This window comes from Streptomyces sp. URMC 129 (assembly GCF_051386415.1).
Lineage (GTDB): Bacteria > Actinomycetota > Actinomycetes > Streptomycetales > Streptomycetaceae > Streptomyces.
Window position 1 is genome coordinate 33229 of sequence record NZ_JBPQTQ010000004.1, and the last position, 14094, is coordinate 47322.

Annotated in this window: 20 protein-coding genes; all 20 read left to right on the plus strand. The window is 73.0% G+C overall.

The window, feature by feature from the left end:
- Nucleotides 1–438 (plus strand): helix-turn-helix domain-containing protein, encoded by a 438-nt coding sequence (locus ACSNOC_RS01830; RefSeq protein ID WP_436745400.1) that lies wholly within the window; start codon nt 1–3, stop codon nt 436–438.
- A complete protein-coding gene (locus ACSNOC_RS01835; RefSeq protein ID WP_436745401.1) occupies nt 435–932 on the plus strand; it encodes a WhiB family transcriptional regulator in 498 nt (165 codons plus the stop codon). The genes ACSNOC_RS01830 and ACSNOC_RS01835 overlap by 4 nt, the downstream gene beginning before the upstream one ends.
- Complete coding sequence (locus tag ACSNOC_RS01840; RefSeq protein ID WP_436745402.1) at nt 929–1171, plus strand: hypothetical protein; 243 nt, start codon at nt 929–931, stop codon at nt 1169–1171. The genes ACSNOC_RS01835 and ACSNOC_RS01840 overlap by 4 nt, the downstream gene beginning before the upstream one ends.
- Nucleotides 1171–1488: an Acb2/Tad1 domain-containing protein gene (locus ACSNOC_RS01845; RefSeq protein ID WP_436745403.1), complete on the plus strand. Its 318-nt coding sequence runs from the start codon at nt 1171–1173 to the stop codon at nt 1486–1488. Before ACSNOC_RS01840 ends, ACSNOC_RS01845 begins: the two co-directional genes overlap by 1 nt.
- The gene (locus tag ACSNOC_RS01850) at nt 1485–1667 is read left to right on the plus strand and encodes a hypothetical protein (protein ID WP_436745404.1); all 183 of its coding nucleotides are present in this window, start codon (nt 1485–1487) and stop codon (nt 1665–1667) included. Before ACSNOC_RS01845 ends, ACSNOC_RS01850 begins: the two co-directional genes overlap by 4 nt.
- Nucleotide 1668: 1 nt before the next feature.
- Nucleotides 1669–2106: a hypothetical protein gene (locus tag ACSNOC_RS01855; protein WP_436745405.1), complete on the plus strand. Its 438-nt coding sequence runs from the start codon at nt 1669–1671 to the stop codon at nt 2104–2106.
- An 85-nt stretch (nt 2107–2191) separates the two neighbouring features.
- Nucleotides 2192–3079 carry a hypothetical protein gene (locus ACSNOC_RS01860; RefSeq protein WP_436745406.1) on the plus strand — a complete coding sequence of 296 codons (888 nt, stop codon included), beginning with the start codon at nt 2192–2194 and terminating at the stop codon, nt 3077–3079.
- Complete coding sequence (locus ACSNOC_RS01865) at nt 3076–3519, plus strand: DUF6011 domain-containing protein (protein WP_436745407.1); 444 nt, start codon at nt 3076–3078, stop codon at nt 3517–3519. The genes ACSNOC_RS01860 and ACSNOC_RS01865 overlap by 4 nt, the downstream gene beginning before the upstream one ends.
- Nucleotides 3520–3624: 105 nt before the next feature.
- A complete protein-coding gene (locus ACSNOC_RS01870) occupies nt 3625–4416 on the plus strand; it encodes a hypothetical protein (RefSeq protein WP_436745408.1) in 792 nt (263 codons plus the stop codon).
- A 20-nt stretch (nt 4417–4436) separates the two neighbouring features.
- Nucleotides 4437–4820 (plus strand): hypothetical protein, encoded by a 384-nt coding sequence (locus tag ACSNOC_RS01875; RefSeq protein WP_436745409.1) that lies wholly within the window; start codon nt 4437–4439, stop codon nt 4818–4820.
- Between the two features lie 177 nt (nt 4821–4997).
- A complete protein-coding gene (locus ACSNOC_RS01880) occupies nt 4998–5414 on the plus strand; it encodes a hypothetical protein (protein WP_436745410.1) in 417 nt (138 codons plus the stop codon).
- Between the two features lie 19 nt (nt 5415–5433).
- Nucleotides 5434–6147: an AAA family ATPase gene (locus ACSNOC_RS01885; protein WP_436745411.1), complete on the plus strand. Its 714-nt coding sequence runs from the start codon at nt 5434–5436 to the stop codon at nt 6145–6147.
- Nucleotides 6148–6329: 182 nt separating this feature from the next.
- On the plus strand, nt 6330–6788 hold the full coding sequence (locus ACSNOC_RS01890; protein ID WP_436745463.1) for a phage terminase small subunit P27 family: 459 nt from the start codon (nt 6330–6332) through the stop codon (nt 6786–6788).
- Nucleotides 6757–8553 (plus strand): terminase large subunit, encoded by a 1797-nt coding sequence (locus tag ACSNOC_RS01895; protein WP_436745412.1) that lies wholly within the window; start codon nt 6757–6759, stop codon nt 8551–8553. The genes ACSNOC_RS01890 and ACSNOC_RS01895 overlap by 32 nt, the downstream gene beginning before the upstream one ends.
- A gap of 25 nt (nt 8554–8578) precedes the next feature.
- A complete protein-coding gene (locus ACSNOC_RS01900) occupies nt 8579–8752 on the plus strand; it encodes a hypothetical protein (protein ID WP_436745413.1) in 174 nt (57 codons plus the stop codon).
- Nucleotides 8753–8823: 71 nt separating this feature from the next.
- The gene (locus tag ACSNOC_RS01905; protein WP_436745414.1) at nt 8824–11211 is read left to right on the plus strand and encodes a phage portal protein; all 2388 of its coding nucleotides are present in this window, start codon (nt 8824–8826) and stop codon (nt 11209–11211) included.
- 12 nt (nt 11212–11223) lie between these two features.
- A complete protein-coding gene (locus tag ACSNOC_RS01910; RefSeq protein ID WP_436745415.1) occupies nt 11224–11961 on the plus strand; it encodes an HK97 family phage prohead protease in 738 nt (245 codons plus the stop codon).
- A 57-nt stretch (nt 11962–12018) separates the two neighbouring features.
- Entirely contained in the window at nt 12019–13248 is a 1230-nt protein-coding gene (locus tag ACSNOC_RS01915; RefSeq protein ID WP_436745416.1) for a phage major capsid protein, read from the plus strand.
- A complete protein-coding gene (locus ACSNOC_RS01920; protein WP_436745417.1) occupies nt 13248–13514 on the plus strand; it encodes a hypothetical protein in 267 nt (88 codons plus the stop codon). Before ACSNOC_RS01915 ends, ACSNOC_RS01920 begins: the two co-directional genes overlap by 1 nt.
- Nucleotides 13515–13534: 20 nt before the next feature.
- Nucleotides 13535–14089 carry a hypothetical protein gene (locus tag ACSNOC_RS01925; protein ID WP_436745418.1) on the plus strand — a complete coding sequence of 185 codons (555 nt, stop codon included), beginning with the start codon at nt 13535–13537 and terminating at the stop codon, nt 14087–14089.
- Nucleotides 14090–14094: the final 5 nt, after the last annotated feature.

Below are 14094 nucleotides of genomic sequence, written 5' to 3' on the forward strand. Positions count from 1 at the left end.
ATGTCACGCCAGCCTCTGACCCGCTGCCGACGCGGACACGACCTGTCCGGCGACGGCACCGTCTCCACCGGCAGGAACGGCCGCATGTGCCGCCAGTGCGCCGCGCTCCGCAGCCAGCGGTACTACGCCGAGGAGTACGCCCGGCAGCACCCCGGCCACACGGTCATCACCGACGCCGCCGGGCGCCGGTACTGCGTCACGTGCCGCAGCGAGCACCGCCCCCGCCCGGCGGTCGAGCCCGACCCCATCGCCGTGGACCGCGCCATCGCTGGAGACCCACCGGCCTCGCTGCTCCCCGCCGAGCGCGCCGCCGCCGTCGCCGCCCTGCGCGCCGCCGACCTGACCGGCCGCCAGATCGCCACCCGTCTCGGCTGTGCCGAGCGCACGGTGTGGCGCACGCTGGCCCGTGCCCGCCAGACCTCGGGGAGCAGGGCATGACCGTGTCCCGCACCCAGGCCCACATCGCCGCGCGGCGCGCTGAAGTTCTCCGAGCCACCCGCGAAGGGGTGTACCAGGCCACCATCGCCGCCCGCTTCGGCGTCAGCCTCGCGACCATCACCGCCGATGTCGCCGCCCTGCGGCGGCAGGGGCGCCTCCCCGCCGCGAGGCGCTCCACACGGCGAGCCCCCGTCGCCGATACCGCGCCGCCCCCTGCGCCACCGACCGGGCCCGTGCTCCGCAGCGCGCAGGCGTGGGCAGACGCCGCCTGCCTCGGCCGAGACACGGACGACTGGTACGACCCGCGCACCGAGCGGCGCGCCCTGGCCCGCTGCGCGCGGTGCCCCCTGCGCGCCGCGTGCCTCGACCTGGCGATGCGCGCCGAAGTCCGCGCGCCGGGACACCGCTACGGCATCTTCGGCGGCCTGACGCCGGAGCAGCGTGACGACCTCCACCGCGTCCGCCGGGACGCGGCCCGGGGAGATCCGACGTGACGGCCGACCGCCGCGCCGTTGTCGGCTGGCTATGGATCGACCTCGGCCAGCTCACCAGGCGTGGCGCTGAAGTCCGCATCCCGGCCGCCGACTTCTGGTGCGCCCGCTGCGGACACACCGAATCGGCCAGCGGCGGCCCGGCCGTGACCCGGTTCGCCGCCACCGCGCGCGGTGCGCACGCCGCCGTCTGCAACGCCACCCACCACCTCACCGACCATGCAAGGAAGGACGCTGTCTGATGGCCATCACTACCGCTGAGATAGCCCGACGCTTCACCCCGCCCGCGACCGACCCGGAGCGCGCCGCGCTGAAGGCCCGCATCTGCGCCAAGGCCGCCGAGCTGGCGCTCCTCGTACACGAGCTGGTCCCCGGCAGTCGCGAGCAGTCCATCGCCGTCGAGGCGATTGAGACGGCCGTCAGCTTCGCCCACCACGGCATCGACCGGCGGCTGACCACCCCCACCGAGCGCATTGCCGCCCGGGCCGCCGAGCCGGTCCCCGCGCACGACTACGACCGCGCGGCGGCCGAGGCCGCCGTCAGACCGGACCCGCTGTGATCGCCCTCGTCCTGCCCGGCGGCACCGACGACGCCGCCGAGGTGATCGACGCCCTGTTGTCCTCGGCCGACGCCTGCGAGGGCAACGCGCCCGAACTGGCCGCCCGCCGCCGCGCGCTCGCAGACCAGCTCGGCGACGCCCTCGACACCCTGCCCCGACCAATCCACCTGGAGGAATGACATGCCGAGACTCGGCAAAAACGACCCGGTCGAGATCAAGCTCGACGGCGCCGCTGCGCTGCTGGAAGTGGCGCTGTCGCCCGAGCAGCGGCGACACCTGTGGGAGACCCCAGGCGCCATCGTCGTGGCCGTCGTGGAGCTGTCGAGCCGCGAGTACACGGGCTACGCCGAGGGCGAGGACAAGACGCCCCGGGTCCGGCTGCGCGTGACCGGCGCCGAGGTCGCTCGCGGCCCCGACGAAGAGCGCGCGCTGCGAGAGGCCAGGCGTGCGATGTTCCGCCGCCGCCGGATGGACGGCACGTTCGATGAGGTCGGCCCCGGCCCGACGAGCGTGACGTCCGTCCTCGCCACCGAGATGGCCGGCCACCCCACCGAGGCCGAGTACCGCGAGCACGAGCGCGAGCGCGCCGCCCGCGCCCGAACCGAGTACCCGGTGTGACCCGTCCGGGGGCGGCCCGGCCCCGAGCCCGGCCGCCCCCGCATCCGGCCCCTCCAGCACCCGCACGATGGCGAGAGAGCATCCCGTGACCGACTCCGAGGACGACACCGGCCAGCCCACGCCCGGCAGCGTCCCGCACTCCTGGCGAACCGCGCTGTTCTGGCGCTGGTCCCGCGACCTGCGCAAGCACCGCGAACTGCGCGACGGCTTCCTGAAGGTGTTGCAGGCCATCGGAGGCGCCGCCGACGCGTCCGGCCGCCTGCGCTTCTCCGGTGACGGCAAGCCCATCAAGCTCAGCGCGATCGCCGCCGCCGCATGCGTGGACGAGAAGGACGCCAGACGCTACCTGGAGGGCGCCGAGGCCGCCGGAGTCGTCCGCGTCGAGGGCGGCCAGGGCCGGGGGCGCTCCACCCTCTACGCCCTCGTCCTCAGCCCGTTCCCCGACTGGGGCGGGGCCGCGCTCATGCTGCGCTGCTCCAGGCGCCGACGTCCAGAGCCCGCGCCACCCCCGTGGCGCGACACGGAGAAGAAGAACGGGGGACCGACCCCCGAACCGAACACGGCCCCCGACGAGACGAGTTCGGGGGACCGACCCCCGAACCAGTTGGGGGGACCGACCCCCGAACTTCCCGACCACGATACGGATTCGGTTCGGGGGACCGACCCCCGACCGAGTTCGGGGGACCGACCCCCGACCAGTTCGGGGGACCGACCCCGGTACATCCCAGGTACTACCCATGAGCAACCCCACGACGAGGTGTCTGTAGAACCTCAACCACCCACCGGTGCCCCGCCGACGCTCTGCCCGGCGCCACCCCCCGCCGCACCGCCCGCCATCGCCGTCCTCGGCGCCGTGGCCCGCTGTCCCGACTGCGGCGGCAACCTCGTCACCCTCTCCGGCCGCACCGCCTGCGGAGCCTGTGCCCGGCGCAACCGCGCCCCCCGACGCCGACGAAACCCGAGGACCGCATGACCACCCTGCCGCCCGGCTACTACGCCGTGCCCGACCCCGACCGCCCCGACCTGATGACCTACTGGCGCGCGACCGGCCCCCGCCTGGCGCCCTGGCCCACCGGAGCCCACCACGGACCGCCCCCGCTCCTGAAGCGCGACCGCCCGGCCGACCCGGATGCCGCCGACACCTGGCGCCGCGCCTGGGCCAAGAGCTACGCCGACTGGCTCGGCCGCGTCCGCAAGGCCCTCGCCGCCGACCCTGCTGGCGCCCAGAAGCGCTTTGCCGACCTCGCCGTCCGCTGCTTCGTCTGCGGCCGAGTCCTCAACGACGCCACCTCCAAGCTGCTCGGCGTGGGCCCGGACTGCCGCCGCTCCGGCCAGCTCGACCCGGCCGTCCTCGCCCAGGTCACCACACCACGGATCGCCGCCCACCACGCCCAGCAGGAGACCGAAGCATGACCGACCCCACCGCACCCCAGACGCCCGGTGCGCTGTTCACCGGCCGCGCCCGTTCGCATTCCCGACGAACTTCTGGGTGTCACACCCCGTGAGGATCATCAGGCCATGACCGAGCAGCACAGCCGAGCCGACGCCGACCGTGCGCCGATGCGCTGCGGCCTCGACCCCCGAGCCCAGATGACCCCCGACGACCTCGTGGTCGTCAACGGATTCACCGCCTACCTCCACGCCGGCCAGGCCGCAGACAACCTCACCACCATCGTGCGCCACTGGGACGACCTCACCGAGGCCGTCGCCCTGCGGGAGAACCCGGACTGGCCGCCGACCATGGGCATCCAGCGCCTCCGTGAGCCGGACGAGACCGGCGACGGCCGCCGCGGTGACGTCCAGCGCCTCCCCATCCGTCCCGAAGTTCTCGATGCGATGCGCGAGATCACCGACGCCCTGACGGAGTTGGCCGACCACGTCGCCAGCCAGGTGCAGCGCCCCCCGGTCACCGTCAGCACCCGGCCGGGGTGGACCGACGACCTCCACCGCCAGGCCGTCGCCCTCGCTGCCCAGGACGCCGCCGACCCCCGCCGGTGGCGCATCGGCCACCCGGCCAACACGGCGGTCGGCGCCGCCGGATGGCTCCTCACCCGCCTTGCCCCCATGGACGGCCCGTTCCGCCCTCTGCACGATCAGCAGCATCGCCACATCGCCGACATCGCCGCTGCCTGCGCCCTCACCACCACCCGCCTCCTCCGCACCGCCCGCCTTACCACCAAGACCGGGCGGACGCACGACGGATGCGGCGGCGCCCTCCTCATCACCGGCGGCGACGGCACCGACCCCGCGGTCGTCTGCGCCCGATGTGAGCGGACCTGGACTCCGGCAACCGCCCGCCAGGCAAAGTGAGTTCGCGAGAGGATGACCTCATGACCGACGAGGAACCCCCCAGAACCAGCGGCCCACGTAGGCGACTCAGCCGCCGTGCCCTCGACTGGACACTCTTCGCCGCCGCCTTGGCCCTGGTCGCCGGAGCCGGGTTCGCCGTCGGCCGCACCACCGCCCCTGGCGACAGCACGACGTGTGCCGACGTCCAAGACGTGTACACAGAGAACTACGAGGCGGGCTCCCGGCTGCTCGACAGTCTGGAAGACAACGACGGTTGGCACATCTCGGAGGAGGAAGACGCCGACCGCGCGGATGCTCGAACCCGCTTCTCCACAGCGTTCAACGTCGTCATCCAAAACCCGGATTGCTTCAGCGTCGAAGATCGGGCGACAGCCCAGACTCACCTCGACCAGCTCAGCCCCTGACGCTCCGCAGTTGCGCCACCGCCGAGTATGCCGCACACTGGGCCGCAAGTCCGGCGTGCCCGGACACAGAAGCCACAGTCAGGGCCCCGCCGACCAGCGGGGCCCGACGCATGTCGGCCGGTCACGAACCCATCACACCGCCGACAGGCCCGGCGCGCAGCCGACATGCTGACGCGCATGACACGCACCCGCACCGCCGTCGCGATTGTCGCCCTGGCCCTCGCCCTCACTGCTACCGCATGCAGCAGCGACAGCGACGACGCCACCGAGACTGACGAGACCACCGATCACGTTACGCCCGCGTACACGATCACCAGCCAGGACAACCGCGGCACCCAGACCTACCTCGACGTCCAGGTCGACACCGCCGATGGCCTCGAATCGGTCTTCGAGGCAGTCATCGCCGACCTCGACACGGAGGCCGGGTACTTCGTGAGCATCAACTGCGCAACCGGCAGCACCGACGCCCAGGACAACCGCCTGGCCAATGGCCGCTACGCCCTGGGCGGCACGGGCGCCGCCGCAACGGGTCTAGCAGAGGGCGAGACCGAGTTCGAGCCCGTGGCCGGCGCCACCTGCCCCGCCACTGAGTAACAGCCGATGGGAGGTGCCGATGTCCTCCCGCCCCCGCACCCCTCGGCAGCGTGCGGCGGAACGAGCCCGTGCGGCGTGGCGCTGGGTCTACGACGACCCGCGCTGGCCCGTCCTGCGCGATCAGGTCCTGTCCGAGGAGCCGCTGTGCCGCGCCGGGTGCGGCGCCCCGCCCGCCGTCGTGGACCACATCCGGCCCCACCGCGGGCGCGAGGAGCTGGCGTTCGACCGCGGCAACCTCCAGGCCATGTGCAAGCCCTGCCATGACGCCAAGACGGCGCGCGAGACCGGGTTCGCAGGCTCAGGCAAGGCCCGCTCCGCCCCGGCCGTGGTGACGCTGGTGTGCGGCCCGCCCTGCTCCGGCAAGACGACCTATGTGGCCGAGCGCGCCGAGCCCGGCGACCTGGTCGTGGACTGGGACGCCCTCGCCGTCGCGCTCGGCTCGCCCGGCCCGCACGCCCACCCCCCTGCCCTGCGGCCGTTCATCGCCGAGGCGCGGGACGCGGTGGTCGCCCGCCTGGAGAGGCGGCACGACATCGAGCGGGCGTGGATCATCGCGACCGCGCCGCGCGCTGCCGACCGCGAACGCCTCGCCCCCGGCGCTTCGGTGGTGATCCTCGCGGTCGAGGAGGAGGAGTGTGCGCGCAGGGCTCGCCGCGCCCGGCGGCCGGCCGGTACCCTGGAGGCGATCGAGGCGTGGTGGCGGACCTACAGGGCCGACCAGTACGACGCCTGACGCCCCACCAGCCCCCCGGGCTCCGCTCACGCAGCGTAGAGGGAGGGGGGAGTCGGATCTTCCCGGTGGGGTGGGTCCCGAGCGCAGGCGGGGGTGTCGCGCGCTCGACCGCGAGTTTCAGGCCCTTTTCTGAGGATTCCGTGACCGCCGGTCACTGTCTGCTGCTGCCCCTGGAGGTGATCATGGGTGCTCGTGGACCGATCGCGCAGCCGGACAACGTCCGCGCGCTGCGAGGCAACCCGGGCGGGCGGCCGGCGCCGAACCGGGTAACCGCTACCCCTGGCGCTCCCTCGGCGCCAGCCTGGCTGGACCGTGAGGCGAAAGCGGAGTGGCGCCGCGTGGTGCCCGAACTGGATCGGCTCGGCGTACTGGCCAAGGTTGACCGGGGCGCGCTGGCGACGTACTGCGCGGCCTGGTCCAAGTTCGTGGCGGCTGAGGCGCTGCTGAGCGGCGAGGAGCTGGTGGCGGAGCGGCGGGCGGGGAACGGCCCGGCGAAGCACCCGGGCTGGCAGGTGTGGCGGGAGGCAGCGAACACGGTGTCGGCCCTGGCGCGGGAGCTGTACCTGACACCGGCCGCGCGCCTGCGCGCGGTGAAGCCGGAGGCCGACGATGACGACGAAGGTGACGGCATCCTCGACTAGGGCGAGGCGGGCCGCGCTGACGGCCGAGATCGATCAAGCGGTGGCCGGGTGGGTCGCCGAGGGCCTGGTTGACGGTACGGAGTGGATGGCGCAGGGCCGTCGGCCGCTGCTGTCCACGCCGCTCCCGGCCGAGCCGGGCACCTGGTTCGATGTCGCGGCCGTGGAGCGGGTGCTGCGGTTCTTCCTGCTGCTGCGGCAGTTGATCGGGCGGCACGCCGGGCGGCCGTTCCGGCTGATGGACTGGCAGGTCCGCTACCTGGTGGCCCCGGCGTTCGGGCTGAAGCGGGCGGACGGGTACCGGGTCATCCGGACCGTGTGGCTCGAGATCCCGCGCAAGAACGGGAAGTCGACCCTGTGCTCCGGGCTGGCGCTGTACCTGTTCGCGGCCGACCGTGAGCCTGGCGCCGAGGTCTACGCGGCGGCCGGCGACCGCGACCAAGCCAACATCGTGTTCCGCGCGGCGGCGAACATGGCGCGCGGCTCCAGGCAGCTCACGCGGAAGCTCGGCCGCCGCGGCATCCAGCGCAAGCTCCTCGAGCACCCGACGACGCACGCCATCTTCCGCGCGCTGTCGTCCGAGGGCCTGCGGGCGCACGGCCTGAACGTCCACGGCGGCGTGATCGATGAGGTCCACGTCCACAAGAACCCGGACGTGGTCGACGCCCTGGAGACCGGCACCGGTTCGCGGGCGCAGCCGCTGATCGTATTCATCACCACGGCGGATGACGGCGCGGAGACCGGCAGCATCTACGCGACGAAGCGCGAGGAGATCGAGGCGCTCGCCGGCGGGCACGCCGAGGACCCGACCGTCCTGGGCGTCGTCTTCGGTGCCGACGCCGAGGCCGAGGACTTCGACCCGTTCGCCGAGGAGACGCTGAAGCAGGCCAACCCCGGCTACAACGTCACGGTCCTGGCGGACTACCTGGCGGGGAAGGCCGCACAGGCCGCCCGGTCGCCCTCACAGCTCAACCGGTACCTGCGGCTGCACCTGAACGTGCGGACCAAGCAGACCACCAGGTGGCTGCGCATGGAGGACTGGGACGCCTCGGCGCGGGCGCCGCGCAGCAACGTCCCTGTGGCGGTGGAGCTGGCGGACTTGGAGGGCCGGCCGTGCTACGGCGGCCTGGACCTCAGCTCCACGACGGACATGACGTCGTTCTCGTTGTGGTTCCCGCCGGTCACGGACGACCCGGCCGAGCCGCACCTGTGGGTGCCCTGGTTCTGGCTGCCGGAGGACAACCTGAAGGAGCTGGAGCGGCGCACGAAGGTGCCTTTGGACCGGTGGGCGAAGACGGCTGCGCACGAGGGGCCAGCGCTCCGGCTGACGGAGGGCAACGTCGTGGACTACCGGGCGGTGCGCGAGCTGATCACCGATCACCTCGCGCCGCGGTTCGACATCCGGGCTATCGGCTACGACCGGTGGAACGCGACGGAGACCGTGAAGGAGCTGGCGGACGCCGGTCAGCCGATGGAGCAGGTCTCCCAGGGCTACGCGGGGCTGAACGAGCCGTGCAAGGAGCTGGAGCGGCTGGTGCTCTCCCGCCGGGTGTCCCACGGGGGGCATCCGATCCTGCGGTGGCACGTGGACTGCGTCGGGATCAAGCAGAACGCGGACGGCTACGTGAAGCCGGTCAAGCCCGACCGGCAGACCTCCAGCAAGCGGATCGACGGCGTCGCCAGCGGGTTGAACGCTCTGGCGCAGCACCTGTCGTGGGAGGCGCCCGAGGAGAAGCCCGCGCCGGGCATCCGCGTCATCACGGCCTGACGGCCCGGAGATCAGGGAGACAGGCATGGGCGAGCGGGTGCAGTGGGTGTGTGAGCTGGCCGGGATGGGCGCGGCCGGGATGGGCGCGGTGGTGATCGGCGCGGCCGTCGCCGGTGCGCTGGGCGCCGGGCTGGCGCTGGTCGTGGTCGGCGCCGGGTTGGTCGTGGTCGGCAACATGAGCGGGAAGGGGTCGGGCTGATGCCGTTGCTGCGCCGCCTGATCGGGCGGAAGGGAGACGGCCAGACCGAGCGCGGCAGGAGCCTTCCGCCAGTGGGCGGGACGCGGACCTCGGCCGGCGTCACGGTGACGCCTGAGCGCGCCATTCAGATCGGCGCCGTGTTCTCCTGCGTGCGGGTGCTCGCCGAGACAGGGAGCATGCTGCCGGTGGGAACGTACCGGCGTTCTGGCACCACGCGGACCCCGTTCGAGGAGCACCCCGCGGTACCGTTGCTGACCTACCAGGCCAACCCGTCGCTGCCGGCCGGGGAGATGTGGGCACAGGTCCTGGGCTGGATGCTGATGCGGGGCAACGCCGCGGTGTACGTGGAACGGGACCGCGGCGGCCGGCCGATCGGGCTGTGGCCGGTCGCCTGGACGAGCGTGGAGATCCGCCGCCAGGACGACGGCACGCTCATCTACGCAGTGACGCTGTCCGACGACGAGTGGGCGCCGGTCACCGAGCCGGACGGCTTGGTCCGCCCCGAGAACCTGCTGCACTTCCGCAGCTTCGGGGTGGGCGGGGTGGAAGGGCTGTCACCTATCGGAATGGCACGGCAAGCGGTCGGGATCAACTGGGCTGCCGCCTCCTACATCGCCGGGTTCTTCGACCGCGACGCCTCGCCGGGCGTCACGATCAGCGTGCCGGGCAAGCTGGACGACGACCAGTGGAACCGCCTCGATCGGCAATGGAAGGACCTTCACGAAGGGTTCGACAACTCCCACCGCCTGGGCATCCTGGAAGGCGGCGCGCGCCTGGAGCGCGTCACTCTCTCTCCTGCCGACGCCGCGTTCCTGGAGGTCTACAAGCTCACCCGGTCGGAGATTGCCGGCATCTTCGGCGTCCCGCCCCACATGATCGGCGACGTGGAACGCTCCACCTCGTGGGGATCGGGCATCGAGCAACAGTCGCTCGGTTACGTCATCTACAGCCTCATGCCGTGGCTCACCCGGTTGGAGCGGACGGCCCGCCGTCTGCTGGGCGCTCCCGACCTGTATGTGAAGTTCAACCCCGACGCCTTGCTCAGGGGTGACACCGCCCAGCGGTTCAGCGCCTACGCCCAGGCCCGCCAGTGGGGATGGATGTCCGTCAACGACATCCGGGCCCGCGAGGACGAGGCCCCGGTGGAGGGCGGTGACCAGTACATGGTCCCGCTGAACATGGTGCCGGCCGGGACGGCGGCGCCGCCGGCGCAGCGCGTTCTCCCTGGCCTGCAACGGCGGGTGGCTGGCGATGTCCCGCAGGACGCGGCGATGGTGGCGTTGTTCCCGCCAGCGGCTGTCGCCCGGGAGCTGGCGGTGCCCGGGGGGCTCCCGCCGGAGGATCTGCACGTCACCCTGGCCTACCTCGGAGAGGGCCTGTCGGAGGAGCAACTGGCCACCGCCTCCGTCGTGGTGGCCGGGGTCGCCGCCCAGCACGGCCAGCTCGACGGCACGGTGGGCGGCCTGGGGCACTTCCCGCCCGGTGAGGACGGCATGGTTCCGTACTTCGCCACAGTCGGCGTGCCACGGCTGGCCGAGCTGCGCCACAGGCTGGTCGAGGCCCTGGAAGGCGCTGGCGTGCCGGTCGCGAACAGCCATGGGTTCACGCCGCACATGACCTTGACCTACCTGCCCGAGGCGGAGGAGGCGCCTGCCCCTCCGGCGCCTGCCCAGGCCGGTTTCCCCACGCTGACGCTGGCCGTCGGCACCGAGCGGACCGAATACCCGCTCAGCGGCACCCGGAGCGTGCGACGGCCGCCGAACCGCCGCGCGGAGGAGACCGAGTCCCCGTCGGTGGAGACGCTGGCGGCCTGGGTGACCCGCCACTACGAGGCCATCTCCGCGTTCTTCGCCGAGCAGGGCGAGGAGGTCCTGGCCGCTCTCCAGGTCCGCCCGGACGCGCCGGTGGAGGAGCTGCTGGACGTGGCGGCGGCGAACGAGGACCTGGCGGAGATCCTGCTGCGGCTGGCGCTGACGCTGGCCGGGCAGGTCGGCGCGGCCACGGCCGCCGAGTTGGGCGGGGCGTTTGTGGCGGAGGAGACGACCGCCTACCTGGCGGCGGGTGCCGCGTCCACGGCGGCGAACGTCAACTCGACCACCGTCGAGAAACTGCGCACGACCATCGGCCTGGCGCAGGCGCCCGACGAGGTGCGCGAGCAGGTGAGGGACATGTTCGGGCAGATGACGCGGGCCCGCGCGCAGCAGCTCGCCCAGGCGAGGGTGTCCACGACGGCGAACTTCGCGGCGCACGAGGGCGCCAAGCAGGCCGGGGCGCGGACGAAGACGTGGCGGGTGTGGGATGCGAACCCCCGCCCCAGTCACCGGCGGGCGGACGGCCAGACCGTCGGGATCCGCGAGGACTTCGAGGTGGGCGGGCGGCGCGGCCGGTGGCCGCACGACCACCGCCTGGGCGTGGACGAGATCGCGGGCTGCACCTGCCGCATGCAATTCAACCTGTAGAAGGGGGCGCCGATGCGCACTCGGGAGATGCGGGCCTTCCCGCTCACCGACCTCCAGGTCCGCGCCGCCGACGAGGACGGCGGCAGGCTGCGGTTCCGCGGCCGGGCCATCATCTACGACTCGCTGTCCGAGGACATGGGCGGCTGGCGCGAGCGGATCATGCCCGGCGCCGCGACCCGAACCCTCGCGGCGAACCCGGACGTCAGGTTCCTGATCAACCACGATCCGAACCTGCTGCTCGCGCGGACGGCGGCCGGGACGGCGACGCTGTCCGAGGACGACGCCGGCGTCATGGTCGACGCCGACATGGCGGACGTCTCCTACGCCCGGGACCTGGCTGTCCTGCTGGAGCGCGGCGACCTGAACCAGATGAGCTTTGGGTTCTGGGTCACCGCGGATGGCTGGTCGGGCAACACGCACGAGGTGTTCGGGATCGACCTGGACGGCGGAGACGTCTCCGCCGTGACCTACCCGGCGTTCGCCGCCACCTCCGCCGAGCTGCGCGCGGAGGCCGCGCGCCGCGCCGGGCGCACGCCGTCGGCCGTGGAGCCCGAGGCCGTGACCCGGGCCCTGGCCGAACTGCGCGCCGGGAAAGTGCTGTCCGCCGCGAACCGGCAGCTCGTCCAGGACGCGAGGGATGCCCTGGACGCGCTGCTGGAGGCCGCCGACCGGTCCGCGCCGGAGACCGGCTATCCGCTGGAGCGGGCCCGGCACAGGCTGCGCGAGCTGGACCTGCTCGCACGCCTCTGACGTGCCCTGATCTTCCCGGCCGACCGGCCCGGGACCACCTATCACCGAGGAGTCACCATGCCTACGAGCGTGGAGCTGCGGCAGCAGCGGGCCGGCGTCGTGGAGGCGCTGCGGGCCATCACCGAGCGCGCCGAGGCCGAGAACCGCGGCCTGACCGGCGAGGAGCGCACCGCCTACGACCGGCACGAGGAAGAGTTCACCGGCCTCACCGAGCGGATCGAGCGCCAGGAGCGCGAGGAGCGGCGGCTGGCGGAGCTGGCCGAGCCGATCCGGCGCGGCGCCGGGCGGCCGGACGACGGCGGCCGGGGCACCGACGAGGAGCAGCGCGCCGCCGGACGCCGCGCGTTCTTCCGCGGCCTGCGCGTCGGCCTGGCCCGGCTGACCCCCGAGGAGCGGGCCCTGGTGGAGAACACCGCCGGGGAGATCCTGGTCCCCGAGGACCTGGAAGCGGAGATCATCCGCTCCGTGCCAGACCTGACTGTCGTGCGGGCCATGGCCTCCCAGCGGACCCTCACCACCAACAGGGTCCGCAGGCGGTCGCTGAACGAGGTGTCGGTGGGCTGGGGCAAGCTGGAGACCAGCGAGCAGACCCTCACGGACTCCATGCCCTCCACCCCGACCGAGGAATACACCTACGTCGAGGACCTGTACGGCCTCGCCAAGGTGGGTGAGGACGAGCTGGACGACGCCGATGTCAACCTGGACGCGTTCATCCGCGACTCCTTCGCGCGGGCGTGCGCGGAGGCCGAGGACACCGCGTTCACCGTCGGAACCGGCCACGCCAACAAGATGCCCGTCGGGTTCATGACGGCCGGCGGCGATGTCCCGACCATCACCGGCACGGACACCGACTACTCCGGCGCCGGGGAAGGCGTCGAGCTGCTGGACGACCTCAAGCGGCTGATCTACGCCGTCCCACCGCAGTACCGCCGCAACGGCCGCTTCGCCATGGCCAGCGGTACGGAGCTGTTCATCTCCACCATCAAGGACGCCAACGGCCAGTACTACTGGCAGCAGTCCGTGCAGGCGGGGCGGCCGAACACCTTCCTCGGGTACGCGCTGGAGAACCAGGAGGACATCGCCGCTATCGCCGCCGGGGCGCGGATCGCGGCGTTCGGGGACTTCAACGCCGGCTACCGCGTCTACGACCGGCAGGGCATGACCGTGAAGGTCCTGGATCAGCTCTACGCCGAGGACGGCTTCATCGGCTGGAAGATCCGCAAGCGGGTCGGCGGCGACGTCGTCCGCCCGCAGGCCCTGCGGATCCTGGTCACGGCGGCGGCGTAATGAGGATCCGGATCACCGCCGTCACGAGCGTCGCCGACGGCCACGGCAACCGCTACGGCCACGGCCAGGTCGCCGACCTGGACGAGGACCTGGCCCGCGCGTGGCTCGCGGCTGGCCACGCCGAGCCCGCGACCGAGCAGGACCAGGACGAGGCGCCCGCGCCCCGCCCGGCGCGGAAGCGGACCGCGACCCGCCGGGCACCGCGCACCGGTGGCCGCGCGAAGGACAAGGACGGCGCGGATGACGAGGCCCCGGACGGCACCTGACCGGAAAGGGGTGGTGAGCCATGGCCTGGGTCACGCCCGAGGAACTGCGCGCGCACCTGCGGCTGCCCAGCATCGACACCGACGCCGCCACCGTGACCATCGCCGAGGCCGAGGACACCATCCGCGCCGACCTCGGGCAGACAATCGACGCGGTGACCGGCGGCGTCGCCGAGCTGGTCGGCAACGGGCGGCACGTGCTGCTGCTGCCGCAGATGCCGGTCACCGGCGTTGCCTCCGTGGCGGTGGACGGCGAGGAGCTGGAGACGGACGCCTACCGGTGGAACCGGCACGGCATCCTCACCCGCTTCCACGGCCGCTGGCCGCTGGACGCCGAGGTGACGGCCGTCTACGACCACGGCTGGACGCCGATCCCGGCCGCGGTGAAGCGGGTGTGCAAGCAGGTCGCCGGACGCGCCTGGCTGTCCCCGTCCGGCCTGTACGCCTCGGAGTCCCTGGGCGACCGGTCGGTCACCTACGCCCGGGGCTCCGACGGGCGGCCGGTCACCGGCGACGCGCTCACCGAGTACGAACAGCAGCTCCTCGACCCGTACCGGCGCAGCCCGAACAGCAAGTAGAGGAG